This window comes from Paenibacillus protaetiae (assembly GCF_004135365.1).
GTDB classification, from domain to species: domain Bacteria; phylum Bacillota; class Bacilli; order Paenibacillales; family Paenibacillaceae; genus Paenibacillus_AP; species Paenibacillus_AP protaetiae.
The window spans coordinates 2,381,107-2,406,827 of record NZ_CP035492.1 but is presented as its reverse complement, the minus strand read 5'-3'; the positions used below and the strand labels follow the sequence as shown (position 1 = coordinate 2,406,827).

The window sequence follows — 25,721 nt, the reverse complement described above, 5'->3', positions numbered from 1 at the left end:
AAAAATAGGAGTGGTGAGAAGCATGAAACAAGTGGTAAAGGCATTTATGTCAAAGCCAACAACGATGGTAGGCATAATAACCGCTTTAATGTTCCAAATTATTTTTTCGGTTATTTGGATGACGGCTTACGACGGTGTAACCGACCGTGCCAAACAGCTGCATATTGCAGTCGTTAATGAAGATAAGCAGTTTGGCACTCAAATTGCCGATAAGCTGGTGAAGGAACTTCCGTTTAAAATGGTGGGCCTGACCGATCTGGAACAAGCGAAGTCGGAACTGAACAACCGCGATCTGCAAATGATCGTTTATTTGCCTGAAGGGTTTACACAGCAGGCTTCCGCTGCAGACGGCAAGGCAGCTATTCAATATTGGGTTAACGAATCCAATCCGGCTATGATCAAATCGATTATGACAGGCGTTGCCGATCAAATTACAGCCGAAGTGAATAAGCAGGCGGTAGCAGTGGGAGTCCAATCCGCTTTGAGCAGCACGATCCAAAATACCGATCAAGCGGCTTCTGCCGGAAATGCTTTGTCGGAGCGGGTGACATCGGAACTCCATTCGATGAATGTCGTGCAAGGTATGAATAATCAGATGGTGCCGATGATGATGGTGCTTGCATCTTTTGTAGGCGCAATGATCATGGGGATGAACCTGGAGCAATCTACAATGATGGTGCGGGCACAAGCCGGACGCTGGCAAATTTTTGGCGTGAAAGCGGTGCTGAACATTGTTTCTGCAGTTGTAGTGTCGCTTGTAGGCGTATCATTTGTTACAATACTCGGAGGACAAATCGACCACAGCCAGTTTTTCCAAATGTGGATGTTCCAAGGGCTGTTCCTGCTTGTATTTATGTTTGTCTCTCAAATGTTTTTGTCCCTTATTGGCATGCCGGGCATGTTGTTCAACATTATGCTTTTGTCGGCTCAGCTGGTAAGTTCTGGCGCTATTGTGCCGCGCGAGCTGTTATCCGGTTTCTATAGCGATCTGGGCACATTGCTCCCGGCCACTTATGCGGTAGAAGGAATTATGAATGTATTGTTCGGCGGTTCCAGCATTGGCGGGGAAGCCGGCGCATTAGCTGTAATTATGGCGGTAGCCGTGGCTGTTACCGTGGCTGCCATTGCGCTTAAAAAACAAACCGCGCCTAAAGGCGCGCCGCAGCATGCCCAGCTGGAAAGCACACAACAAGCTTAGTAAAGCGAGCAGCCGGCCATTGAACAAATAAGATGTAAAGGTGGTAACTCCAATGTCTTCTTCTGACGGTGATGTGAAGCTGCGTATTTTGCTGACAGCGAAAAGGCTGTTTGCCAAGCAAGGATATGATGGAACTACCGTCAGGCAAATTTGCGAGGAAGCGAATGCCAATATCGCTCTTATTTCATATTACTTTGGCGGCAAAGAAAATTTGTTTGGTCAAATCTTTGAGCAGTTTTTTCCGAATGAGCTGATTAATCAGATCGACCCTGCTATGGATGCGGTTGAAGGCGTAAAGCTTTTTATCCGGGAAGTAAGCTCGTTCCGGCATAGCGACCCGGAAATTTCGTTAATTATTCAGCGGGAAGTTTCTTTCGAAACGCCTCGAACCGATAAAATCCGGCAGCATATGTCGCCGATGTGGTTTCGGCTGCGGGGATGGCTGGAAGCCGGCAAACGAGAAGGGCGTTTCCGTTTCCGCTCGCTCGATTCCGCTTTTATGTCCATTATGGGCGTGCTGCTGTTCGCACGGGAAGACCATTATTGGGATGTGGTGCTGAAGCGGGAAGAGGAAACCATCGAAGAGAAAATCGCTAATATGACCGAGTTTATATTAAACGGGCTTGGCATGAACGCTGCGCAGCAGTAAGCTGCGACCAAATGAGCTTAAAGCAAGGAACCATCCGTTTCACGGCGAAACGGATGGTTCTTTTTTTGTGGCAAAAGGAAGGATTAGGAAACCGGGAATGGTGAATAGTAAATGGGGAGATGCATTCCGCAGGTTCAAAAACTTGATAAGATCATGTAAAAATCGTAATAAAAGCGCTCTTGGGCACTTGAAATTGGATTCAAAAAAAAGTATGATAAAAATGGTTGTTAGCACTACATGCTTATGAGTGCTAATAAAAACAAAAAGGTTACATTTTTAAAAGGAGGCTATTTTCAATGATCAGACCTTTGGGTGAACGCGTATTGATCGAACCGATCGCAAAAGAAGAAACAACTGCAAGCGGCATCGTGCTGCCGGATACGGCTAAAGAAAAGCCGCAAGAAGGCAAAGTGGTGGCAGTAGGCAGCGGCGCAGTAAAAGACGGCGTCCGTGTAGCGCTTGAAGTGAAAGAAGGAGACCGCGTTTTGTTCTCCAAATATGCGGGCACAGAAATCAAATATGACGGCAAAGAATATTTGATTATGAAGGAAAGCGACATTCACGCGATCTTTGGATAAGCCGCCCCTTACACATAGAGGGCTATTTCGAACACGATTACTTTAAGCAGACGATGCTTAATCAACCCTATATTTTCGAGGAGGTAACTGGCAATGGCAAAAGAAATTAAATTTAGTGAAGACGCACGCCGCTCGATGCTGCGTGGTGTTGATGCGCTTGCTAACGCGGTAAAAGTAACACTTGGACCAAAAGGACGCAACGTGGTGCTGGAGAAAAAATTCGGCAGCCCGCTGATCACGAATGACGGCGTATCCATCGCCAAGGAAATCGAACTTGAAGACGCTTTTGAAAACATGGGCGCTCAACTCGTTAAAGAAGTAGCAACGAAAACAAACGACGTAGCCGGTGACGGCACAACGACAGCTACGGTTCTTGCTCAAGCGATGATTCGCGAAGGCTTGAAAAACGTAACGGCTGGCGCTAACCCTATGGTTATCCGCAAAGGGATCGACAAAGCGGTTAAAGCGGCTGTTGACGAGCTGAAAAACATCTCCAAACCAATCGAAGGCAAACAATCGATCGCACAAGTTGCTTCGATCTCTGCAGCTGACGAAGAAGTTGGTCAACTGATCGCAGAAGCGATGGAAAAAGTCGGCAACGACGGCGTTATTACGGTTGAAGAATCGAAAGGCTTCCTGACGGAGCTTGAAGTGGTTGAAGGCATGCAGTTCGACCGCGGTTACATCTCCCCGTACATGATTACGGATACGGATAAAATGGAAGCTGTTCTGGACAACCCGCTTATCCTGATCACAGACAAAAAGATCTCCAACATCCAAGAGATCCTTCCTGTTCTGGAAAAAGTGGTTCAATCCGGCAAACAACTGCTGATCATCGCTGAAGATATCGAAGGCGAAGCACAAGCAACCCTGATCATGAACCGTCTGCGCGGTACGTTTACGTCCGTAGGCGTTAAAGCTCCTGGCTTCGGCGACCGCCGCAAAGCGATGCTGCAAGATATCGCGGCATTGACTGGCGCTCAAGTGATTACGGAAGAGCTTGGTCTTGACCTGAAATCGACGACTGTGGAACAGCTTGGTTCCGCTCGCCAAGTTCGTGTAACGAAAGAAAACACGATCATCGTTGACGGTGCTGGCGACAAAGCCGACATCACGGCTCGTGTCAACCAAATCCGCGCGCAACTGGAAGAAACCACTTCCGACTTCGACCGCGAAAAACTGCAAGAACGTCTGGCTAAACTGGCTGGCGGCGTAGCGGTTATCAAAGTTGGCGCAGCTACGGAAACTGAACTGAAAGAGCGCAAGCTCCGTATCGAAGATGCCCTGAACTCCACTCGCGCAGCAGTGGAAGAAGGCATCGTATCCGGCGGCGGTACGGCACTCGTGAACGTATACAAAGCGGTTGCGGCTGTTCAAGCAGCAGGCGACGAGCAAACAGGCGTTAACATCGTGCTTCGCTCCCTCGAAGAGCCAATCCGCACGATCGCAGCGAACGCAGGCCAAGAAGGTTCTGTCATCGTTGAACGTCTGAAAAACGAAAAAATCGGCGTAGGCTACAATGCAGCAACCGGCGAATGGGTGAACATGTTCGAAGCGGGTATCGTTGACCCTGCGAAAGTAACGCGTTCCGCATTGCAAAACGCAGCTTCCGTTGCAGCGATGTTCCTGACAACCGAAGCGGTTGTTGCCGACAAGCCAGAGCCTAAAGGCGCTGCTGCTCCAGACATGGGCGGCATGGGCGGTATGGGCGGCATGATGTAAGGCTGATAAGCCTTATGTTGGGAAAGTAGCGCAAGCTGCTTTCCCGCCCCTGCTCGGTTCATTGAGCACTGGTCATGCAACCAAGAAAAGACTACTTCCTAATTTCGAGGAGGTAGTCTTTTTATGTTGCGGTTTCAATATCTAGATGAAGATAAATTATTCGACATAGACTCCGTGACTTGCAATCAGGTTTTGGTGATAACAAGTCAAAAGAAAACCAGGATTAGTGCCGTTGATGATCATAGCAGTAAATTCGTCCATTGAAACGTTTGGGATTCGCTAAGCAGTATTCTTTAACTTTATTTGCAACCGGCTTTCCGCATCTAGCGCAAACAAACAGATCACCATCCTGTCTATAGTCAGAAGTAACAGTCGAAGCAGCTATCTCATTAACAGGTTCAAGATCGCTAACCTTTATCGTCTGTGCTGCATTAACATTTGCCATCTGCTCGATTAAAACTCCTCTATCCCATAACTTTACGCCAAGACGCCTTGCGCCATCCCTAGCTTGTTCTGTAAAGCCGCTGTTGGTAATTACCCATGCTTCTTGGCAGCCATATACATCCTTGCTTGTGTAGGCTTGCTGAATTGCTTCATAACCCACGTTTTTTTTCCAACGTTTAGCTTGTATGACAACCTTTCTTGCTCCTGAAGTTATTATGAGGTCAGCACCGTAGTCTCCCTTGCCACCAGTACGTTTTACCTGCCAACCCCGACGTTTAAAGAACTGCTCTAAGTAACGCTCAAACATCGTTCCACTCATCTTATCAATCTCTTGGATATTTGCCTTCTTAAGCTTTTCCTGGACATAGTAGATGCGTAAGCCAATACTTGTCGAAAGCACGATAATGATGAAAATAAGAAGTGGATTTAACCATGCCCCTCCAATTGTTGCTCCGTACTTGCTAAAGATGATGTTGAATGCAAGTAAAAAGGCGCAACCAAGTGTAAGCTGCAATGCAATGTCTACGAATGTAGGATCTTTTTTACGTCTCCTTGCCAAAGTCTTGACCTCGATTCTGTTAGGTATTTTGAATTGTATATAGGTCATTATATCTACTTCATCCTAATTGTGGAAGGAGCTCTTTGCCGTAGGAATATCGTATTTAAAAGATTCATAGATTTAGATAAGAAGTTACGGGGTTCAAATTGGAACTCTTGAATCGGGGATCATCCATCACATTGATATTCCATATTTCAAAACAGACAGGAGCAAAGAGCCAAAGTCCCTTTTATATAGGAGCCCTAGGCTCTTTTGTACGTGATTTTGTTCAATGAAAGGCGGCACAGCTTAGTGCCGCCTTGTTTTGTCTAGCCTTGCGTTTTTGGCACAGGCGGGACGGCATCGCTTTTGCGCGACTTGCGCCGTTCCATGTTCACCTTTCGCTGCAGTGCGCCAAGCACAATATCCGCGGCAATGGCCAGCACAGCGGCCGGGATTGCTCCTGCGTAAATCCGAAGCGGATTCTGATTGTTAATGCCGGCGTAGATTTCGCGGCCTAAGCCTGAGCCGCCAATAAGCGGGGCAATGGCTGCCACGCCGACGGCAATGACTGCAGCGATGCGGATGCCCGATAGAATGTAAGGCAGCGACAGCGGCAAGCGCACCTGCAGCAGCATTTGCATGCGGCTCATTCCAACGCCTCTTCCGGCTTCCACGTAGCTGGAATTCACCTGCGTCAGTCCGACGTACGTGTTCCGCACAACCGGATTCAGCGAGTAGAGGAACAGCCCGAACGTGACCGTCATCATACCGAGGCCAAGCCACATCATAAGCAGCACAAGCATGGCGAGACTAGGGATAACCTGCAGCACGTTGGTAATGGCCATAATGATTTTGGCTGCTCCTTTACTTCGGCTGCACCATATCCCAAGCGGCACGCCAATGATGATGGCCAGACCGACGCCAAGCAGCACCATCATGATGTGCTGGAACAAATATTCCCATAACATCGCCCGATTGCGTGATACGTAGCTGAAAAAATCCCCGATCGTCAAATGTGGTCCTGCCATCGCCATGTCACTCCTTTAATAATCCAACCTGCTTCAAATAGCTGACGGCTACTTCCCGCTCGCTTTTTTTCTCAATATCGACCTGGTAGTTTAAATCGACCATCGTCTCGACATCCAGCGTTCCGATCAGCTTGGTGAGGGCTGCTTCCGCTTCCGGGTATTTCTTGGCGATATCGCCGCGCATAACGGTTGAAGCATCATACGGAGGGAAAAACTGCTTGTCGTCCTCCAATGTTTTCAAATCGTATGCCTTCAGCCGCGAATCGGTGGAATAAGCGAGTACGATATCCACTTGCCGGTTGGCAACGGCTTGATAGACAAGCGCAAGCTCCATCGGGTAAATGGTGCCGAACGTAATGCCGTAATGTTTGGAGAAGGCCGGGTAGCCGTCGCTGGGCCGCTCCAGCCAAGTTGTGTCGACACCGAGGCGCATTGAACCTGCATCGGGCTTCACATCGGAAATTTTCGTATAGCCTTTTTGCTCCGCTACATCCTTTCGGACGGTGAAGGCATACGTATTTTCAAAGCCCAGCGGGTCAAACCATTTCAGGTTGTAAAATTTAAGGAACCCCTGCTGCGCCTGCTCCAGCACGCGTGCCCGGTCTTTGGTTTCTTCGATTGGAAAATGGTTGTTGAATATTTCGCCGCTGTATAACGTCGCAATGTCGATGTCGCCTTTTTTCATTGCGGATAAAACAAGCGGACTGGATGCGAGATCGGGAATGACTTCTGCAGTTGCGTCCGTCCGGTCCTCAATAAGCGCTTTGTACATTTCCGCTAAAATTTTCGTTTCCGTAAACGTCTGGGCGCCGATAACAATGTCGCTGCGAATGCCGCAGCCGCTGGCGGCCGGCAGAATAACGGCAATCAGCAGACCGGCTATAGCCGGTTTAAGTTTAAAATGCCGGGTCACGCAGCGGCACCCCCTGTGCGGCCGAATCGTCCGGACAGCCACCGTTCCAGCAGCCCGAGCAGAAAATCCGCGATAAAAGCAAGCACAACCGCACCAATCGCGCCTGCAAAAACCAGCTCCGGTTTGTTGACGCCCATTCCCGACACAATCAGCTGGCCGAGGCCTCCTGCGCCAATCAGTGTCGCAAGCGTGGCCCAGCTAATAATATAGACGGTCGTAATGCGAATGCCCGACATCATGTACGGCAGCGATAACGGCAGCTGAATGGTCCAAATGCGCTGCATCGTGCTGTAGCCCATTCCTCTTGCCGATTCCAGCACATGCGGATCAACGGCTTTAAACCCGTCGTACGTGTTGCGCAGAATCGGCATAATGGAATACAGCAGCAGCGCCAGGATGGCCGGCTTTACGCCAATGCCCAGCAGCGGAATTAGCACAGCCAACAATGCCAGGCTCGGGACCGTCTGCAAAATGTTGGCGATAAAAAATACAGCCGAACGAAGCCAGCCCAGCTTGGTATACACCAATACAATACCAAGCGGAATGGCGACGATGCTGCCGAATACGACAGCCGTAAACGAAATGATAAGGTGCTCGCGAAGAGCCGTCACAATGTCGGGCCACCGCTCCTGAATGAAAGCGCCAATGTCAGTCATCGCCTACACCTCCTTGCCGGAGGAGTCAGCTGCTGCAGCATCGCCAGCGGACGAATTTTGCGTCTCATCCGGAGTTCCGGACTCTTTTGCCGATTCTTCGTTCGAATCTTCCGGTTCGGGCGGAAGTACCGGCAGCACTTCTGCGAGATGCCGGACGACGCTGCCTCTTGTAATGAGGCCTACAAGGCGGTTCGTGCCGTCGACGATAGCCAAATTGGACAGCTGATGAAGACTTAGCATCTCGACAGCATTCGGCAGTGGCGTACCGGAGGGCAAGCTGTATGCAATGGGCTTCATAACGTCGGCGACGGTCATATCTTCGTTGCCGTAATGTTCAAGCACGTTGAAGATGGACACAATGCCCTGAAGCTTTCGATTCCGGTCGGTTATAAACAACGAGTCGACGCGCCGCCGCTCCATAATGGTAATTGCTTCCGCCAAGCCGCGGTTTGGATAGATGGTGACCGGCTGGCGGATCATGACGTCGTCGACGAGCGGAATATCGTATGAAGATGTCTCGGCTGCATGTTCCTGCTCCAGCCGCTGCTGCCCGATAAAGGAACGGACAAAATCATTGGCCGGACGGCGCAATATGCGCTCCGGCTTGTCGCTTTGCACGACAACTCCCGCCTGCATGATGACGATGCGGTCGGCGATTTTGAGCGCTTCATCCATATCATGGGTAACAAATACAATCGTTTTGTGCAGCTCCTGCTGCAAGCGGACGATATCGTCCTGCAGCTGCTCCCGGCTGATCGGGTCCAGCGCGCTGAACGGCTCGTCCATTAATATAATTTCCGGATCGGCCGCCATCGCGCGGATGACGCCGATCCGCTGCTGCTGGCCGCCGCTCAGCTCGGACGGATAACGGTTTTTATATTGGCTGGCGGACAAGCCCACCATGTCCATCAGCTCTTCGACACGTTTGTCGATGCGCTGTTTATCCCATTTTTTCAAATGGGGAACGACTCCGACATTGCGGCCGATAGTCATATGCGGGAACAAGCCGATGCTTTGGATGACATAGCCGATATTACGCCGCAGCTTGACCGGATCGATTGTGGAAATATCGTCTCCATTAATAAGAATTTTGCCGTTCGAGGGCAGGATAAGCCGGTTGATCAGCTTCATCGTTGTGGATTTGCCGCAGCCGCTTGGGCCGATCAGGACGGTAACTTCACCTTTGTGAAAGGTGAGATTAATATTTTTAAGCGCATGATATCCATCGGGATAAATTTTATTGACGTTCTGGATTTCGATCATTAATCTCGTTTCCTCCGCTCTTGTTGGTTGCTTATTAAAGTTAATATAAGCTTCCGGGCTGTTTTTGAAACAAAAACAGGAAAAAACATTTCTTTATTCGGGCAAAAATGATCATTTATACATGACAAATGTTATAGGATTAGATAAGATGGTTTACAAACTGAATAGCAACGGTCAGGTGCCGGAAGCAATTGCTGCCAATTGCAGGCCGGTTAAAAGGGAAGCGAGTGAAAATCTCGCGCGGTCCCGCCGCTGTATAAGAAGAGCTGCTGCGATAAACCACTGGGAAACCGGGAAGGACGCGGAAGCGATGACGCTTGAGCCAGAATACCTGCCTGATTCGTTACACCGCAAATTCTACGATGGATAGGAGGGTGTTTGTTCGTGCATGCTTATTTGCGATGCGCTTATTAAACTTCTTAACTTTCGGGTTAAGAAGTTTTTTTGTTGCGGAGAGGTTTATTTCAAATTAAAGACAAGGGGAAGAAGGAATGAAATTAAATAAAGGATTCATTTGGCTGATAATGGTCAGCCTGTTTATTTCGATTGGCTCAACGAACATACATACGGCATTTGCGGACGAAGCGGACGGCACGCAAATTTTAAGCGGGCAGTCTTCTGCCGGCAGCCGGACAGAGCTGGAGCAGAATCCGGTTGTGGAGCAGGCTCGCCAGCAGCTGCAAAGCAGTTTGGCTTACATGGTGAAGACGGTCGCCAACCCTGTATTTGGAACCGGCAGCGGAGAATGGACGATTTTATCGCTGGCAAGGGCGGGGTACGAGGTACCCGCTAATTATTACGATAGTTATTACGCCAATGTGGAGCAAGCCGTTACGCAGCTGATGGCGACTTACAACGGGAAGCTTCATTCCACAAAAAGCACAGAGCATTCCCGCGCTATATTGGGACTTACGTCAATCGGCAAAGATGTGGCCGATGTAGCAGGGTTCAATTTGCTGACCGCGCTTGCTGATTTTGATTATGTGCTTAAACAAGGGCTAAACGGCCCGGTATTTGCCCTGATTGCTTTGGACTCGCACAACTACGATATCCCGCAAGCGGATGGGGTTAATCAAACGACCCGCGACAAATTAATAGACAAAATATTGGAGTACAACCGCACAACTGCCAACGCGGCAGGCTGGACGTTATTCGGAAGCAAGCCGGACGTTGATATGACGGCTATGACGATTCAAAGCTTGGCGCCATACTATACAACCCGTACGGATGTAAAAGAAGCCGTTGACCGTGCTTTGGTCTGGTTATCGGACAATCAAAGCGCAGCCGGCGATTATTTAAGCAACTGCGAAAGTACGGCGCAGGTTGTATTAGCGCTTGCTTCGCTTGGCATTGATCCCGGAACGGATCCGCGATTTATGAAAAACGGCAAATCAGCAGTAGATGGAATGCTCATTTATGCCGTTCCTGCCGGCGGTTTCAAACATACCGCAACCGGCGGTGTAAATGGCATGGCGACGGACCAAGGCACTTATGCGCTGGTCGCATATGACCGTTTCTTGAACGGCGGCACGAATTTGTACGACATGACGGATGTTGAGCTTGAAGGGGAGCCACTCCGGAGCAGCCAGAACAGCCGGGCAATGACGGCCCGGTTGTTATCGAACCGGCTGCCAACGAGAATTACAGCTTTACGGTAAACGCATCGGACTCCAATCAAACGTATCAGATCACCATTCCGGAAGAGAGCACGGGTGCGGTTCGCGTAACGCTGCCGGAACTGTCGGCACTGCCGCAATTGGAAGCCCATAAAGGCGGCGTTACCGCTGTTATTGCCCAAGGAACGCAGCTGACAAGCGGCAGCGGATTGGATTTGCAGCTAATAACATCGCTAGATGCGGCCGATGCCAGCTTGAAAACAACGCTTCAATCGCTGCTAGGCAGCAGCAAACAGCTGGATAGCGTTGCAGCAGCATTTGCGATGGGCGGCAATGACCGCGCCGAATTCGACCGGTACGTCACGTTAACGCTGGCAGGCATGGCCGGCAAGCAAGCGGCTTATTTGGAACAAGGCATTCCGCATCTTATTCAGAAATATGCGAATGACTCCGAAGGGGAGGCTGCCGGCAAGCCGGAATACGCCTATGACAACGGCACTGACCTTATTATCAAAACCAAGCATTTTACGGACTATGCCGCATTCACGGCAAGCGATAAAGAAGATAACCAAGAAGGCGGAGGTTCCGCAACACCGCCAGACTCCAAAGCGTATGTCACTTTTTCCGTCGATAAAAAGACAATTAAGCTCGGATACACGGTCTCGCCAGTTAAAGTCGAGCTTCAGCCAGGCGATACGGTATGGACTGTTTTCCAAAGAGTGCTGGATGGCCGGGAATCCATTACGACTATTCCTGGTCTGAACAATATAACAGCGTATATGTGGAATCCATTGATGGTGACGGCGAGTTTGACCATGGCACCGGCAGCGGCTGGATGTATAACGTAAACGGCGATTATCCGGGGTTTGGCGCGTCTTTGTATGAGCTGGAGGACGGCGATACGGTGCAATGGCGGTATACGACTAATTTGGGTACAGATTTAGGAGCAGACAACAGCCAGTGGGGAACGGAAGATCCCGATGGCGGAGGCACCGGAGCGGATCAAGGAACCGGCGGTCAAGACGGTACGAAACCTCCGGTGAAGCTGGAGCAGTTGTATAAAGACGGCGGCTCTATTTCGGATTGGGCGTACTCTGCGATTGGCAAAGCGGCGCAGCTTGGTTTTGTTCAAGGCAGCAATGGCGAGTTTCGCCCGAAAGCTTCGGTTACGCGCGCCGAATTTACGAAGTTGCTCGTTGAAGCATCAGGATTGAAGCAGACAACGGCTGGCGACAGTGCGTTTAAAGATGTGGCGGCAAACAGCTGGTATGCCCCTTATGTCAATGCGGCTTATGTGAACGGCATTGTGGAGGGCGATGGAGGATACTTCCGTCCTTATGCACTGATGACGAGGGAACAAATGGCCGCAACAATTGTGAGAGCGCTTGGCCTGACGCTGGCCGAAGCAGCAACGGGCCTGAGCGATTTGAATCTGGTTTCGGAATGGGCCCGGAAAGATGTTCAAACCGCAGCGGCGGCCGGCATCATGTCCGGCTATGGCGATCGTTTCGCGCCAAAAGATCCGGTGACGAGAGAGATGGCGGCGGTTGTCGCGATGCGGTCGTATGAGTACCTTCTGACCCATCAAAATGCGGCAGATCCTGCAAAGCCGCAAGTGGAGGCGCAAATTGCCCAAACCGCAGCATTTTTACAGCACAGCGTAACGAATCCGGTTGTAGCCAGCGTTGGCGGCGAGTGGACCGTGCTGGGATTAAGCCGTTCCGGCATTCCGGTACCGGCCGGCTATTATGCCAAGTATGAGGCCAATTTAGTCAATACAGTGAAGGAAAAGGGCGGCAAGCTGCACAATGTCAAATACACGGAATATGACAGAGTCATTTTGGCTTTAACGGCTTTGGGCGGCAACATTCATAACGTTGCAGGTTACGACCTGTCGGCGCCGCTTGCCGACTTTGAGACTGTAATCAAGCAAGGGATTAACGGCCCGATTTTTGCGCTATTGGCACTGGATAGCGGTCATTATGATATTCCTGTTGTTAATGGCGTCAAGACCCAAACGACAAGAGAACTTCTGATGGACTTTATGTTAAACCGCGAAATTGCCGGGGGCGGCTGGTCACTGGATGGTGCGGCAACCGTACCTGATCCGGATGTGACGGCAATGGCCGTCCAATCGCTTACGCCGTATTACAACAGTGATGTTAAGGTGAAGCAAGCGGTAGACCTGGCAATTGCCTGGTTATCTGCCGCGCAGGACGAGAACGGCGAATTTGCAAGCGGCGGTTCCATAAATTCGGAAAGCACCGCACAAGTGGTTGTAGCGTTAGCCGGACTCGGTATCGATCCGGGGAAAGATGCACGGTTCATTAAAAACGGGCATTCCGCGATCAGCGTCCTGCTTAGTTATGCAGCCGGCAGCGGAGGTTTCTATCACATCAAGCCGGGCCAAAGCGGCAATGGCGGCGCGGAGCCGGGCATGGTAGACCTGATGGCGACCGATCAGGCCATGTACGCGCTTGTCGCTTATGACCGTTATTTGAACGGGCTTAACCGTCTCTATGATATGACGGATGTGGTCGTGCAAACGGCAGCTCCTAAAGCTGCATAAGGAGACTTGCCATGATTAATCGTTCGGAATTTAAAATAGGGCTGGTCTGCCTTGCAGTTGCCGCTGTTTTGGCAGCCGCCTTTTTCTGGGGCGGCAGCGGGGACAAAGCGGCAGCGGCAAGCCGGTATCAACGGCTGCGGCGGACACGGAGCAGCAGGGGAATTCCGCTGCTCCCGGCGCTGTTCAGGGCAATGCCGCCGCGTCTGCGGAGCCGGGCGGTATCGGTACAGCGGCGGATCTGCCAGCCGCGTCTCCGTATTCGCCGCCAGCGGAAAGCTTGCCGGGCTTGCAACAAGGGGAAGCCAACGCGGTTGCCAGCGGCGGCGGTACTGCTGCAGAGCAGTCCGGACAGTCCGCTCAGCCCACACAGTCCGGGAAAGCTGGCCCGTCTGGTGCAGCTGCCGCTTCTCCTAGCGCTGCTTCCGAAGAAAGCCCGCCCTCCGCACTGCCAGCCTTGAAGCCCGGCAGCAAGCCGGCAGCTTCCACGCCGGATAAAGCCGCTGCCCAGCCTGGAACGGGCAGCCGATCTGCAAAGCCCGGCTCCGGCGGCGCTTCAACCGCCAAACCGGACAAGGACGAGGGCAAGTATCAGTACTTGACCGATCCGGTGCCGGAGGGCAAACCAAAGCCGGTAGAGCCGCAAGATACGAAGATTAACCATAAAAAGGCGTTGACGGCTACGCTTTCCGTATCGGCGGCAACCATATTGAACCATATGGACCAGCTCAATAAAGATAAGCTAGAGGTGCTGCCGAAGGACGGCGTCATTTATAAAGCGCAAAAGGTGACCTTTTACGAAGGGGAATCGGTATTTGACGTGCTGCTGCGGGAAATGAAAAACAACAAAATCCATATGGAGTTCGAGATGACTCCTATTTACAACAGCAACTATGTGGAAGGGATCAACAACATCTATGAATTTGACTGCGGCGAGCTGAGCGGATGGATGTACAAAGTAAACGGATGGTTCCCGAATTACGGCAGCAGCCGGTATAAGCTGAAGGACGGGGACGTCGTGGAGTGGGTGTATACTTGCGACCTTGGCCGGGATGTAGGCGATAACAGCATGGCAGGCGGTCAGCAGTGAGAAGAGACAGCTTCTCATCGTTCCATCCGGCCGTTAACTTCGTTTATTTTGCCGCCGTCTTGGCGTTTGCCATGCTGTTTATGCATCCCGTGCTTCAAATCATCTCGTTTTGCAGTGCGGCTAGTTATTCCATCCTGTTAAACAGGAGGCGGGCAGTCCGCTTCCTGCTGCTCTACATGCTGCCGTTATGGTTTGCGACAGCCTTGATGAATCCGGCATTTAACCATGCCGGCGTAACGATATTGTTTTATTTGCACAGCGGCAATCCGGTGACGCTGGAATCCATATTGTACGGCGCGGCGGCAGGGTTTATGTTTGTAACCGTGCTGATCTGGTTTTCATGCTATAACGCTGTTATGACATCGGATAAATTCGTTTATTTGTTTGGCCGGCTTATGCCTGCCTTATCTTTAATGTTATCAATGGCGCTCCGGTTTGTGCCGCGGTACCGCAGCCAGCTTGCTGTCATTTCGAAAGCACAGCGCGGAATCGGCAGAGACATGACACAAGGCCATCTGCTGCAGCGGGCACGTAACGGACTGACCATGGTCTCGATTTTGACCACCTGGGCGCTTGAAAATGCGATCGAAACGGCCGATTCGATGAAATCCCGCGGGTACGGGTTGCCGGGCAGAAGCAGCTTCTCACTGTTCCGGTTTGATTCCCGGGATAAAATCACCGGTTTGTTCATGGCCGTTCTGCTGCTTGTTATGGCGGCAGGCGCGGCGGCTGGACGGACACGAATCCGGTTTTTCCCGTCGGTGAAAACGCCGGAAACGGATGGAGTCAGCATCATCCTGTACGCGGCTTATGCGGTGTTTTGCCTGCTGCCCGTATGTATTCAACTCGCGGAGGAACGGAAATGGAAATCTATTCAATCCAAAATGTAACCTTTACTTATCCCGGCCAAAAGAATGCGGTTCTATCCGGCATAAATCTTTCCATTCCGCAGGGACAATTTGCCGTCATTTGCGGCAGATCGGGAAGCGGCAAAAGCACATTGCTGCGCCAGCTCAAATCCGTGCTTGCTCCGCATGGCAAACGGGAAGGCCGCATCCTTTATGCCGGGAAGCCGATCGAAGATATCGGCTTCCGCACGCAAGCGGCGGAAATCGGCTTTGTGCAGCAAAATCCGGACAATGGCATCGTCACTGACAAAGTTTGGCATGAGCTTGCGTTCGGGCTCGAGAGCCTGGGGTGGGGCACACCGCAAATTCGCCTCCGGGTAGCGGAAATGGCTCATTTTTTTGGCATTCAGACCTGGTTTCTCCACAATGTCAGCGAGCTGTCAGGCGGTCAAAAGCAGCTGCTGAATCTGGCGTCCGTTATGGCGATGCAGCCGCGGGTCCTTATATTAGATGAGCCTACCTCTCAGCTTGATCCAATCGCGGCAGCTGATTTTCTGGCAACATTGGGGAAAATCAACCGGGAGCTTGGGACTACCATCTTGATGACGGAGCACCGGCTGGAGGAGGCGATTCCGCTTGCCGACCGGCTGATCGTCATGGATGAAGGGCGTATCATCGCCAGCGATACGCCCCGCGAAGCGGGCGGCAAGCTGCTCCGCATGAATCATCCGATGTTTGCGGCTATGCCTTCCCCGATGCGGATATATGCCGGCGCTGGCGAAGGGGAAGGCTTTGCTCTTCCGCTTACAGTCAAGGAAGGGCGGGCATGGCTGAACCGGACCGCAGCGGGCGGGCAGCCGGAGCAATCGGATGTCCGGCAGAGCAGTCTATCCGGCAGCGCGTATGCCGGCGCTGCCCTTAACGCCGGTGAAGCAGCCGGGAACGGGACAGCGGGCCGCCCAAAGGAAAGCGGGAGGGAAACGGTTGTATCGTTTAAAGATGTCTGGTTCCGCTATGACAAACATGGCGCAGATATTATTAAAGGCTTGTCGTTCCAGGCAGGCAAAGGAGAGCTGTACTGCATCGTTGGAGGCAACGGCACGGGCAAATCGACTATGCTTTCATTGATAGGCAGCCTGCTTCACCCGTACAGGGGGAAAATCACGGCCGGGGGAACGAACCTGCTGAAGTCAGGCAAGGGAACGCGCTCGCCTCTGCCCATCATCAGCCTGCTGCCGCAAAACCCGCAAACGTTATTTGTGAAAAAAACAGTCAGGCAGGATTTGCTCGAAATGTTGTCTCAATCGAAGTTGTCCAAGGAAGAGCGGGCGGCGAAGGTTGCGGACATGGTCCGTTTTACCGAGCTGGAGCAGCTGCTGGACAGCCACCCGTACGATTTAAGCGGCGGAGAGCAGCAGCGGGCGGCGCTGGCGAAAGTTATGCTGACGGAACCGGCTATTTTACTGCTGGATGAACCGACGAAGGGGCTGGACGCGTTTTTTAAAGCGAAGCTGGCAGCGCTGCTCCGCAGGCTGAAACATAAAGGCGTTACGATCATTATGGTGTCGCATGACATTGAATTTTGCGCGGAATACGGGGATGTATGCTCCTTGTTTTTTGACGGAAGCATCATCGCGACGGATACCGCAAAGCCATTTTTTGCCGGCAACAGCTTTTATACGACGGCCGCCAACCGGATGAGCCGGCACAAGTGGCCAGGCGGAATAACGGTAGAGGATGTGATCCGGTTATGCATAGGCAGCAAACAGCACGAGCCGGTATAAACCGCCGGACGCTTGTAGCGGCGCTATTAATTCTAATTGTAATTCCGGCCACGATTTTGCTCGGCATATTTGTGCTGAACGACCGTAAATATTATTTTATAAGCCTGCTCATTATTTTGTACACGATACTGCCGTTTGCGCTTGTATTCGAACGACGAAAGCCGCAGGCGCGCGAGCTGATTGTGATAGCCGTGCTGGCAGCTATTGCCGTGGCGGGCCGGGCGGCCTTTTTCATGCTGCCGCAGTTTAAGCCGGTTGTCGCTATTGTTATGATTGCCGGGGTCAGCCTGGGAGCGGAAGCCGGTTTTTTGGTCGGAGCGACGGCCGGGTTTGTATCCAACTTTTTTTTCGGGCAAGGGCCGTGGACGCCTTGGCAAATGTTTTGCTTTGGCATTATCGGTTTTGCTGCAGGCTTGCTGTTCCATAAGAGCAAGCTGCCGCGCAGCAGGCTTGTGCTTGCTTTGTTTGGGGGCTGGCTGCCTTTTTTATTTATGGCGGCATCATTAATATCGGCTCAGTGATGATGTTTACGCCCCGTTTTTCCCGTGAAGCTTTATGGGCGGCGTATGCTTCAGGCTTCTGGTTTGATATGGTGCACGCGATTTCCACTGTTCTATTTCTGCTCGTGCTCGCGAGGCCGATGCTGGAGAAGCTGGAAAGAATAAAAACGAAATACGGGCTTATTGAACCGTAAACAAGGATAGCCCCGCACTGCCGGAGGCTGGGTCTCGCGTAAGAGATGCCGCCTGGCGTGCGGGGTATTTTATTTTATTTTCATAAACTTTGCAAGGGAATATTTTATCAAAAACATAAGACTTTAGTCCTTCTCAGTTTTAAATTTTTCTGGTACAATGTTTCGTGGATGTGGAAGAATCAACCAAATATTCTTAATTATCGGAAATTGCTTTCTTCAACAGCCATATTATTTCATTGGGGGAAAAACGATGTTAAAAGCCGGCAAGTTGACAAAAGCCATGATCGTGGCAGGGGCTATTGCACTGGCAGTGCCTGCGGTGGCAATGGCAAGCAGTTCTGCATCCGTTAACGTATCTGTAAACGGAAGAGCCGTACAATCATCTAGTACTTACATAACATCTGCCGGGCAAACGTATGTGGATATCGCCGCTTTTAGCAGTGTGGCAGGCGTATCGTACACGCTTAGTGCAGACAAGAAAACGGCTGTAATCAACGGCACAACGATTCAGGTTCTGCTGAACAACGGCGTGCCGGTGGCGCTTGCCCGCGATTTGGCACAAGCTGCAGGAGCATCCAAAGTGAACTGGAACAACAAAACAAAAAGCGTTGAAATTACGTATAACGCTAAGCTGGTCGTCTATGGGGATACCGTATCCCAACTCGGAGGCTGCATTGTGCAAAACCGCTTTGTCGTGGGAGACACCATCATTTTCCGCATGAAAGCTGTTAACTCTGAAACCGGACAATTAGCTGAAAATGCAAAACTTCAATTGCATCTGTCGACCGGTGAAGTGCTGGACATGACGCTTGGCGAACATCCGCCTGAAACGCCGGGAGCAGAGAAGTTTTGGACAGTCGCTTACAAAATTACGGGCGATACGCCTACCGGTACGCTGAATTATTCCGTGACGGCAGAGACGGATACGCTGAAAGGCGAGTATAAACCGTTTAACGTTATGCCTTCGTTGATTACAATTGTTGCTGCAGACCAAACAGCTGCACCGGCGAACTAAAGATGAACTTTCATCACGATTCGTAAATCATATTGCATGATAAACGGCGGCCGAGAGAACGTGCATCGAGATAGAGGATGAGCGCGCTCCGGCCGTTTTTTATTTATTTCATTCCGGTATGCCGGAATCCATGACACATGCGACCTATTAAGCTGAAACGGGGAATGAACCAATCTATGAAACTGCCAAACCTCTTGATCAAATATGCGCTTATTTTTACTTTTGTGGCGGGTGTATATGCCTTGGCCGCACCTTCGCTGTCTGCTGCGGAGAACGGGAGCAGCTTTCCCGTAATGACCGGGAAGCTTGTTTTGGAGCAGGATGCCGGTCCGGTCCGTTCAGAAGTTCACTTTCAAGCTTCCGGGCTTGCGCCTGGCAAGCCGGTTAAAGCCGTTTGGATGGATGTTGAAGGCAGCTATAAGCTGGATGGCATTTATACATTTGTGCAGCCGGAATATACACAGAAGCAGCTCATTGTTGTTCAAGGGACGACCGATGCCAACGGGAACTGGGAAGGCACCTTTCATGTGCCGGTTGATTTTGGCGGCGATCACACAGTCTACATCCGTCAAAATAACCAGTTTGTCGCGCAATCCAACTTTTTTGTAGAGACCACCTTTTCCATGTCCCCGGCATCCGGTCCGATCGGAACTGAAATTACGATCGAAGCAGAAGGAATCGGCTGGACATCGATGGAAAGCAATTGGCAGGTCAGTTATGATAATAAATTAACCGGGCTTATTTCGGCCGTATCGACTAACGGCACAGCAAAAGCTACGTTCCGTGCGGCTGGGCCGGTCGGGAAACATTCGATTACCGTATGGCACGGTTATTTGGGGATTCCCTATTTAAACCATCAGCAAGCGCCAAATTCATATTTGCCCGTTCCCACTTATTCCTTTGAAGTTACCAATGAAAAACCAGAGCTGAAAAATGTTGTGGAGCAAGCTCCCGCTTCTGCTGCAAACGGCGGCGTTGTGCTTCCGGATGCGAAGTTTAAGAAGGGCGTAACGGCAAAGTTGAACAAGGAATCCGGCATTGTAGGGGAAGATGTCGTTCTTGCCGCTGCAGGACTGCCTGCTGGCCAAGACATAAGCCTCGTTTGGAATACAATGGTGGGCAGCCGTGTTTCGGGCAAAGGATTCGAAGAAAAGCAGGTAACGCTTGGCACTGTCACAACGGATTCGGGCGGCAAGCTGAATTACAGCTTTAAAGTGCCTGATGATCTTGGGGGAATTCCGCACCGGCTAGACCTTGCAGTCGGCAATGACGTATACGGCCAAGTTTATTTGCGCATTGATCCGTCTATCGCCAGTATGACGCCGGTTTCCGGGCCGAACGGGACGGAAGTGACTTTGGAAGTGAAAGGCGTCGGCTGGACCGAGTTTGATAACGCCTATTATGTGACCTACGACAACAATTATTTAGGTTATGTATGCGGTTTTAACAGCCAGGGCACGGTCAAGTTTACGTTTAATGCTACAGGCGGAACGGGCTATCATATTATTGACCTTTACCCCGGGATATATAGAGGACAAAAAACGACTCCCGATATATACCTGGCTCCGCAATTAACGTACAAGCAGGATCATCCCGGATCCCGGATCCCCGCCATTCATTTAAGTTTTGAAGTGAAGTAAAGCGAGTGGAACGTATAGGAGGTGCGGCTTTTGCCGAACCTCCTTTTTGATTTGCGCGAAACTTGGCTGTACGAAAATATGGTTCCGGATCACTTTCCTTCGTCGTGCAAAATGCCGGTTAAATACCAGGTATCGCCTGTTTGCTCCAGCACCAGAATCAGGCTGCTCCAAGCGCCCGTTTTGGCATCTTTTATATAGTAGTCAAAATAAGAAGCGCCCGGAAACACTGTAGCAATGTTCGATTTGCCTTGATCCGGCTGAATCAGCTCATTTCTGCCGATTTGGCCGGCAGCGGCATAATCCTGATCATAGATATAATGCGAATAGTAGTCGCCGAAGGTGGCTTTCACTGTTTTCCCGTCCGGCGATGAGCCCCAAGTATACGTTTTGGCGTCGGTCAGATCGGGCAGTTTGCCGGCTTGAAACGTAACTGCTTTTTTCTTGTCGATTTGAATATGGGGATATAGCAATACGTTTTTTTTCGGGTCGATGTAAGCGCCGAGATTGCCAAAGTCCTGCCTCCGGATCGCAAACATAATATTAACTGCCGCATCAGAGGCGGAGATGCCGGGAATGGCTCCTTGTTTGCCCGTGCCGGGCGCGCCTCCGGCATTGCTGCCCTCTTCCGCCTCTGCCGGGGTATGGACCCTGTTGCTCCGGAGTCAGTGCCTCCGCCGGCATCCGCTCCCGCCGCAGCACCGGAAGATGCTGCCGGCCCGTTGTTTGGCTCCGCATGTTTATTTCCGCAGGCTGAGACAAGCCATAATGCGGACACGAGCATACTGACGGCCAGCATCTGGGCTAACACGCCTTTCATTACGTTCATAGGGTCACCTCAAATTTATGCATTTTCCTTTTTACTATGCTCCAAGCTTCGACGATTCAATCGTGACGATAAGGCAATGCCGGCAATTTCACGTTATAATGAAGGGAAGAAACAAGCTGATCTGCATCATGTCGATGGATTGGCAAAGCGTAATGGAGGATATGAAATGGAACAGAAAGACGCGCTGTCCAAGCTGGTTCCGGTCCATCTGCTGGCCGGTTTCCTTGGAAGCGGTAAAACAACGCTGCTTACGCGGATCATTGCCCGATGCCGGGAGGAAGGGCTGAAGGCCGCTGTTATTATGAATGAGCTGGGCGAAGTGAATTTGGACGGGGAGATGGTAGATGCCGGCGTGCCGATGGCCGAAATGCTGGGCGGCTGCATTTGCTGCACGATCCGGGCGGATCTGGGCATGCAAATCTATAATCTCGTGCAGGAGCATCAGCCTGATGTCATCTTGATCGAATCGACGGGAGCCGCGCATCCGCTGGAAATGATGGACGGCGTAACGGAAGCCGCGATGTATACGCCCATTGATTTGCGCACCGTGCTCACGGTCGTTGACGGTCCCGAACTGCTGCGGCGCAGCCGGGAGAGCCGCAGCCAGACGTACAAGCTGATGAAGGAACAAATCCGCTGCGCGACGAAGCTGCTGCTGAACAAAACAGACAAGCTGGGGCCGGAGGAGCTTGTAGAGGCGCAGCAGCTGCTGCATGAGCTGAATGCGCATGCGCCTGTCACGCCAGCCGTCCGTTCCATGATCGGGGACTGGAGCTGGCTTGCAGGCGAGCGCTCTGTGACCGGTGGCATAGGGAGCGGCGCAGCGCTGCAGGATGTTCCTGTACAGGAACATGTTTGCGGGCCGGATTGCCTGCATCCGCATGACGGCGGTCATCATGAAGCGGCCGGGGAGCATACGGCAGAAGAGCATAGCCATAAGCAGGGGCATGTGCATCATTCCCATGAGCATGTTATGGTGCTGACCCACTATATGAGCGGCCCGGTCGACAGCGAAGCGTTCGAGGCGCTCCTGCAGCGGCTGCCGGATAATGTATATAGAGCGAAAGGAATCTTGACGTTTACGGATACCGCCAGCCGGTTTTTATTCCAATATGCGTACCGGGAATCCGATTATTTGCGCATCACGCCGCAGGGCAATGTGGCGGATGTAGCGGTATTTATCGGCGAGCATTTTGACAAAAACAAGCTGCTGGACGAACTGGCATTGCTTGAATCCGCAACAGCCGCATCAGAATGAAGTTGCCGGACCATGTCTATTCCGTTTGATGGGTGGGTAAAATAATCCAGTGAAGGGCATGTCCTGTCCTCTTATCAAGGTGGAATGGAAAGGTGTGGCAATGAGATGAACAAAAAATGGTTGATGACAGCGGGCCTGACGGCTATGCTGCTCACTTCCGCCGCGGTCCCAGGCGCATATGCGCAAGGTTCGCATCCAGGCAACCCGGAGCAAGCCCCTGGTGAACAAAGGAACTGGCATGGCGAAGGGAATAAACAGCTGACGCAAGAGCAGCGCGAAGCACACCGGCTTGAGCGGCTCCGCGAAATGGCGCAATATTTCGGCATTCAAACCGATGGCAAAAACGCCGACCAGCTGAAGCAGGAGCTTGAAGTTGCACGCGAAAAAGATAAGGCCAAATGGGATGCGTTTGTCGCTGAACATAAAGCAAAACGGCTGGAGACGCTGCGCCGCATCGCTTCGATGCATGGTATCGAAACGGAAGGCAAAACGGCCGAGCAGCTGCGCGATGAGCTCCGCAAGCTTCATAAAGAGCAAGCGGAAAAAGGAGAAAAGCGTACACAGGCGGAAAGCGCTGTTGAGCCGACACCTGCGCCAACGCCAACGCCTGCCCCGACTCCAGCGCCAACAGTTGCGCCAATTGAGACGGAAAAGCCTGCGCCTACGGCAGCGCCAACGCCTGCGCCTACTCCAGAGCCAAAAGGCAAGGATAAAGGCGGTAAAGATAAAGGCAAGGAAAAAAAATAAACGCAATTTCATCATAAAGAGCCTCGCAGCTTGTACCGCCATGGCATTCTGTTGCTGCAACAGAATGCCATGGCGTGAAGGAGCTGAGAGGCTCTTTCCTGTTTAATTGGATAGATGGCTTCTATGATTTGTAAAAATATTGATTGAATCTATTTCAACTGGTCAAGTATACTAAAGGCAATATCAAATTTTGGCAGAAAAAGTCGAAAAATATATATTTTAATGATGAGGGACTTCTATTGAACTTTTTGAACATGAGATTGACGATTGCACAAAAGCTGGTTTTTGCGCTGGCACTATTAATGACCTGTTCCTTCATCGGGCTTACGGCTTTGCAGCTGACCAAGCAATACCATATGGCAATTCGTGAAGGGCAGCTGATTGCCGATCACGAATCATTGGCTTATATGGGTGCGCTGAAATCGAAAATCACCTTGCTGGAAACAGTGCTGGACGCGTACGGTTCTTCCAATGCCCTGTTAGGCAGCGGCAGCCGGCCGGAAAGCAAGCAGCAACTGTCGGATAGCTTGGCCGGACTGCTGGCTTCAAGCGCAAGCATCCACAATGTATTTACAATGTGGCAGCCCGGTTTGATGGATCAGCAGCCGGAGCCCTACTATATATATCTGCAAAAGGATGGGGACGGTGGAGATGCCGGACAAGAGGAGGAACGCCGCAGCAATGCAAGCGAAGGATTCAGCCTTCTGCAGCAGCAGCCATCCGGCGAACCTGTCGTGCTGGGTCCTTATGAAGTCAAGCAAGGCGGTGTCGATACGCCGTCTCTATCCGTGCTGATGCCGGTCAGGAAGGGCAGAGACGGACAGGCGGCCGGCGTCATCGGCACGGAGCTGCAGCTGCACTACCCGCAGGGGAAAAGTGCTCCTGGCAGCTATGCGGCGATCACATCCGGCAGTGCCGTCTATGCGTTAAACGGCACGAATGAACAGCTGAAGCCGGTAAGGGACAGCGGCCGTTACTTCCATTATTTCTATCCGCTTGAGATCGGATCAAACCGATGGCAGTTTGAATTGCATGTTTCCAAGTCGAGCACGCTGAACGATTTTTACGCCAGCTTGCGGACGACGGTTGTGCTGGCAATCGCAGCTTTGGCTGCTTTAACGGCGCTTATGGTTTTGCTTATTAAAAAAGTAGTTGTTCAAAATATTATGAAGGTGGTACATGTCTCTTCGGCTTTAGCTAAAGGGGGCGGCCATCATAAACTCGACATCCGGACGAAAGACGAGTTTGAAGTACTGGCCGTCCACTTTAACCGAATGGTAGATTACCGCAAAGAAGCAGAAGATCTGGTACGCCATCAGGCCACCCATGATCTGCTTACCTCCCTGCCGAACCGTTACGGCTATAACCGGTATGTTGAAAGCCAGGCCGCGAGCCCGGGAGCTGCGCGTCCCGCTGCTTTGCTTTACATTGATCTGGACCGGTTCAAATATGTTAATGACAAGATGGATTATACGATGGGCGATTTATTGCTGAAGCGGGTTGCCCGCCGTATTGTCCAGACCATGAACGACAAAGGCAAAGTGTTCCGTTTCGGAAGCGATGAATTTGTGGTGCTGATTGAAAATATCGGGCATTTGCATCAAATCAACCGGATGGCGGAAGATTTGCTGCTCGAAATTGCGCGGCCGATCAAGCTGCAGGACCGGATGTTTTATGTGACGGCCAGCATCGGAATGAGCATGCAGCCGGCTCTTACTGCGGAGATGGGCGAGAGGCTGCTGAAAGAAGCCGATGTTGCGATGTATATGGCCAAAAAACACCGCAACACCAGCCGGCTGTATTCGCCTTCCATGAATGAAATGCCTTACAAGGAAACCGCACTGGAAGCCGGCCTGCTGCCTGCGCTCGAGAACGGGCAGTTCCTGCTGTACTACCAGCCGAAGGTCAATATTCAATCGGGCAAAATATACGGAGCCGAAGCGCTTATCCGCTGGAAACATCCGGAGTTCGGCATCGTATCTCCGCTTGATTTTATTCCGCTGGCGGAGAAGACCGGGTTTATAATCCCGCTGGGCGAATGGGTGCTGCGCGCGGCTTGCAAACAGCTGAAGCAGTGGGACGGGCAGGGCCTTCACGATTTGACAGTCAGCGTTAATTTGTCGATGATCCAGTTCCAGCAGAAGCATCTTGTCCATACGATCGAACAAATCATTTCCGAGGAGGGAGTTGATCCCCGGCGTATCGAGCTGGAGCTGACGGAAAGTATTTTTATGGACAATCCGGGCGATACACTTCGCATATTGCATGCGCTAAGGCTGCTTGGGGTCCGGCTTTCGCTTGACGATTTCGGGACGGGGTATTCTTCGCTCAGTTATTTGCAAAGCATTCCAATCCAATATTTGAAGCTCGATAAAACGTTTATTCATGATATTGTGAACGATTACCGGAAGCAGATGATATTTAAATCATTAATCGTCATCGCCCATAATTTAAATATGGAAGTCGTAACCGAAGGGGTGGAAACGGCGGAGGAGTTAGCCATTATCAAAAGCCATCAATGCGACTCCGTGCAAGGCTACCTGTATAGCCCGCCTGTTCCGCCCGACCGGTTCGAGGAGCTTTACAAACAGCAAATCGCATAACAGCAAACCTTTCTCTGCCAAACCTTTCTCCCATAGAGAAAG

The 25,721-nt window shown here is 51.4% G+C and carries 23 protein-coding genes and 1 riboswitch; of the genes, 17 read left to right on the top strand and 6 right to left on the bottom strand.

The features are described 5' to 3' along the window. The first annotated feature begins 22 nt into the window (after positions 1–22). From ET464_RS11190 to groL, 4 genes are all read left to right on the top strand, one after another. Entirely contained in the window at positions 23–1,198 is a 1,176-nt protein-coding gene (locus tag ET464_RS11190) for a YhgE/Pip domain-containing protein (protein WP_129440899.1), read from the top strand. Positions 1,199–1,250: 52 nt separating this feature from the next. After that, positions 1,251–1,847 (top strand): TetR family transcriptional regulator, encoded by a 597-nt coding sequence (locus ET464_RS11185; RefSeq protein ID WP_129440897.1) that lies wholly within the window; start codon positions 1,251–1,253, stop codon positions 1,845–1,847. Between the two features lie 296 nt (positions 1,848–2,143). Beyond that, positions 2,144–2,425: a co-chaperone GroES gene (gene groES, locus ET464_RS11180; protein ID WP_129440895.1), complete on the top strand. Its 282-nt coding sequence runs from the start codon at positions 2,144–2,146 to the stop codon at positions 2,423–2,425. A 93-nt stretch (positions 2,426–2,518) separates the two neighbouring features. Beyond that, the gene (groL, locus tag ET464_RS11175; RefSeq protein WP_129440893.1) at positions 2,519–4,147 is read left to right on the top strand and encodes a chaperonin GroEL; all 1,629 of its coding nucleotides are present in this window, start codon (positions 2,519–2,521) and stop codon (positions 4,145–4,147) included. Positions 4,148–4,370: 223 nt separating this feature from the next. Here the strand turns inward: groL and ET464_RS11170 are convergent, their stop codons facing one another. The 5 genes from ET464_RS11170 to ET464_RS11150 all read right to left on the bottom strand — a co-directional run bounded on the left by ET464_RS11170 (position 4,371) and on the right by ET464_RS11150 (position 8,992). Further along, positions 4,371–5,198 carry a restriction endonuclease gene (locus tag ET464_RS11170; RefSeq protein WP_129440891.1) on the bottom strand — a complete coding sequence of 276 codons (828 nt, stop codon included), beginning with the start codon at positions 5,196–5,198 and terminating at the stop codon, positions 4,371–4,373. A 260-nt stretch (positions 5,199–5,458) separates the two neighbouring features. After that, on the bottom strand, positions 5,459–6,160 hold the full coding sequence (locus ET464_RS11165; RefSeq protein WP_129440889.1) for an ABC transporter permease: 702 nt from the start codon (positions 6,158–6,160) through the stop codon (positions 5,459–5,461). Positions 6,161–6,167: 7 nt separating this feature from the next. Then, a complete protein-coding gene (locus tag ET464_RS11160) occupies positions 6,168–7,073 on the bottom strand; it encodes a glycine betaine ABC transporter substrate-binding protein (protein ID WP_208543852.1) in 906 nt (301 codons plus the stop codon). Beyond that, entirely contained in the window at positions 7,070–7,729 is a 660-nt protein-coding gene (locus ET464_RS11155) for an ABC transporter permease (RefSeq protein ID WP_129440887.1), read from the bottom strand. The genes ET464_RS11160 and ET464_RS11155 overlap by 4 nt, the downstream gene beginning before the upstream one ends. Positions 7,730–7,732: 3 nt before the next feature. Next, a complete protein-coding gene (locus ET464_RS11150; protein ID WP_129440885.1) occupies positions 7,733–8,992 on the bottom strand; it encodes an ABC transporter ATP-binding protein in 1,260 nt (419 codons plus the stop codon). Between the two features lie 159 nt (positions 8,993–9,151). Continuing rightward, positions 9,152–9,345, top strand: a riboswitch (cobalamin riboswitch). A 138-nt stretch (positions 9,346–9,483) separates the two neighbouring features. Between ET464_RS11150 and ET464_RS11145 the strand changes: the two genes are divergently transcribed. From ET464_RS11145 to ET464_RS11115, 10 genes are all read left to right on the top strand, one after another. Then, positions 9,484–10,650: a prenyltransferase/squalene oxidase repeat-containing protein gene (locus tag ET464_RS11145; RefSeq protein ID WP_129440883.1), complete on the top strand. Its 1,167-nt coding sequence runs from the start codon at positions 9,484–9,486 to the stop codon at positions 10,648–10,650. 98 nt (positions 10,651–10,748) lie between these two features. Next, positions 10,749–11,456, top strand: a complete 708-nt coding sequence (locus tag ET464_RS19835; protein ID WP_165279980.1) for a hypothetical protein — start codon at positions 10,749–10,751, stop codon at positions 11,454–11,456. After that, positions 11,390–13,177, top strand: coding sequence for an S-layer homology domain-containing protein (locus ET464_RS11140; RefSeq protein WP_165279979.1), 1,788 nt, complete (start codon positions 11,390–11,392; stop codon positions 13,175–13,177). Before ET464_RS19835 ends, ET464_RS11140 begins: the two co-directional genes overlap by 67 nt. A gap of 286 nt (positions 13,178–13,463) precedes the next feature. After that, on the top strand, positions 13,464–14,264 hold the full coding sequence (locus ET464_RS11135; RefSeq protein ID WP_244226506.1) for a DUF4430 domain-containing protein: 801 nt from the start codon (positions 13,464–13,466) through the stop codon (positions 14,262–14,264). Then, on the top strand, positions 14,261–15,154 hold the full coding sequence (locus ET464_RS11130) for an energy-coupling factor transporter transmembrane component T (RefSeq protein ID WP_129440877.1): 894 nt from the start codon (positions 14,261–14,263) through the stop codon (positions 15,152–15,154). Before ET464_RS11135 ends, ET464_RS11130 begins: the two co-directional genes overlap by 4 nt. Further along, positions 15,127–16,896: an ABC transporter ATP-binding protein gene (locus ET464_RS11125; RefSeq protein ID WP_165279978.1), complete on the top strand. Its 1,770-nt coding sequence runs from the start codon at positions 15,127–15,129 to the stop codon at positions 16,894–16,896. The genes ET464_RS11130 and ET464_RS11125 overlap by 28 nt, the downstream gene beginning before the upstream one ends. Further along, positions 16,863–17,417 carry an ECF transporter S component gene (locus tag ET464_RS19830; RefSeq protein ID WP_244226505.1) on the top strand — a complete coding sequence of 185 codons (555 nt, stop codon included), beginning with the start codon at positions 16,863–16,865 and terminating at the stop codon, positions 17,415–17,417. The genes ET464_RS11125 and ET464_RS19830 overlap by 34 nt, the downstream gene beginning before the upstream one ends. Beyond that, positions 17,414–17,590, top strand: coding sequence for a hypothetical protein (locus tag ET464_RS20325; RefSeq protein WP_244226504.1), 177 nt, complete (start codon positions 17,414–17,416; stop codon positions 17,588–17,590). The genes ET464_RS19830 and ET464_RS20325 overlap by 4 nt, the downstream gene beginning before the upstream one ends. A gap of 250 nt (positions 17,591–17,840) precedes the next feature. After that, positions 17,841–18,605, top strand: a complete 765-nt coding sequence (locus ET464_RS11120; RefSeq protein WP_129440875.1) for a stalk domain-containing protein — start codon at positions 17,841–17,843, stop codon at positions 18,603–18,605. Between the two features lie 176 nt (positions 18,606–18,781). Further along, complete coding sequence (locus ET464_RS11115) at positions 18,782–20,245, top strand: hypothetical protein (protein WP_129440873.1); 1,464 nt, start codon at positions 18,782–18,784, stop codon at positions 20,243–20,245. 89 nt (positions 20,246–20,334) lie between these two features. On the opposite strand, the gene ET464_RS11110 is transcribed toward ET464_RS11115, so the two are convergent. Beyond that, entirely contained in the window at positions 20,335–20,781 is a 447-nt protein-coding gene (locus ET464_RS11110; RefSeq protein WP_129440871.1) for a hypothetical protein, read from the bottom strand. A 456-nt stretch (positions 20,782–21,237) separates the two neighbouring features. On the opposite strand from ET464_RS11110, the gene ET464_RS11105 reads away from it, so the two are divergent. The 3 genes from ET464_RS11105 to ET464_RS11095 all read left to right on the top strand — a co-directional run bounded on the left by ET464_RS11105 (position 21,238) and on the right by ET464_RS11095 (position 25,679). Then, positions 21,238–22,329 (top strand): CobW family GTP-binding protein, encoded by a 1,092-nt coding sequence (locus ET464_RS11105; protein WP_129440869.1) that lies wholly within the window; start codon positions 21,238–21,240, stop codon positions 22,327–22,329. A gap of 105 nt (positions 22,330–22,434) precedes the next feature. After that, the gene (locus ET464_RS11100; RefSeq protein WP_129440867.1) at positions 22,435–23,076 is read left to right on the top strand and encodes a hypothetical protein; all 642 of its coding nucleotides are present in this window, start codon (positions 22,435–22,437) and stop codon (positions 23,074–23,076) included. A gap of 239 nt (positions 23,077–23,315) precedes the next feature. After that, positions 23,316–25,679, top strand: coding sequence for an EAL domain-containing protein (locus ET464_RS11095; protein WP_165279977.1), 2,364 nt, complete (start codon positions 23,316–23,318; stop codon positions 25,677–25,679). The last annotated feature ends 42 nt before the right edge of the window (positions 25,680–25,721 follow it).

Coding starts and splice junctions, on each gene's coding strand:
- ET464_RS11190 (WP_129440899.1), top strand. CDS start 23: ATGAAACAAGTGGTAAAGGCATTTATGTCAAAGCCAACAACGATGGTA.
- ET464_RS11185 (WP_129440897.1), top strand. CDS start 1,251: ATGTCTTCTTCTGACGGTGATGTGAAGCTGCGTATTTTGCTGACAGCG.
- groES (WP_129440895.1), top strand. CDS start 2,144: ATGATCAGACCTTTGGGTGAACGCGTATTGATCGAACCGATCGCAAAA.
- groL (WP_129440893.1), top strand. CDS start 2,519: ATGGCAAAAGAAATTAAATTTAGTGAAGACGCACGCCGCTCGATGCTG.
- ET464_RS11170 (WP_129440891.1), bottom strand. CDS start 5,198: ATGACCTATATACAATTCAAAATACCTAACAGAATCGAGGTCAAGACT.
- ET464_RS11165 (WP_129440889.1), bottom strand. CDS start 6,160: ATGGCAGGACCACATTTGACGATCGGGGATTTTTTCAGCTACGTATCA.
- ET464_RS11155 (WP_129440887.1), bottom strand. CDS start 7,729: ATGACTGACATTGGCGCTTTCATTCAGGAGCGGTGGCCCGACATTGTG.
- ET464_RS11150 (WP_129440885.1), bottom strand. CDS start 8,992: ATGATCGAAATCCAGAACGTCAATAAAATTTATCCCGATGGATATCAT.
- ET464_RS11145 (WP_129440883.1), top strand. CDS start 9,484: ATGAAATTAAATAAAGGATTCATTTGGCTGATAATGGTCAGCCTGTTT.
- ET464_RS11125 (WP_165279978.1), top strand. CDS start 15,127: ATGGAAATCTATTCAATCCAAAATGTAACCTTTACTTATCCCGGCCAA.
- ET464_RS19830 (WP_244226505.1), top strand. CDS start 16,863: ATGCATAGGCAGCAAACAGCACGAGCCGGTATAAACCGCCGGACGCTT.
- ET464_RS11120 (WP_129440875.1), top strand. CDS start 17,841: ATGTTAAAAGCCGGCAAGTTGACAAAAGCCATGATCGTGGCAGGGGCT.
- ET464_RS11115 (WP_129440873.1), top strand. CDS start 18,782: ATGAAACTGCCAAACCTCTTGATCAAATATGCGCTTATTTTTACTTTT.
- ET464_RS11110 (WP_129440871.1), bottom strand. CDS start 20,781: ATGTTTGCGATCCGGAGGCAGGACTTTGGCAATCTCGGCGCTTACATC.
- ET464_RS11105 (WP_129440869.1), top strand. CDS start 21,238: ATGGAACAGAAAGACGCGCTGTCCAAGCTGGTTCCGGTCCATCTGCTG.
- ET464_RS11100 (WP_129440867.1), top strand. CDS start 22,435: ATGAACAAAAAATGGTTGATGACAGCGGGCCTGACGGCTATGCTGCTC.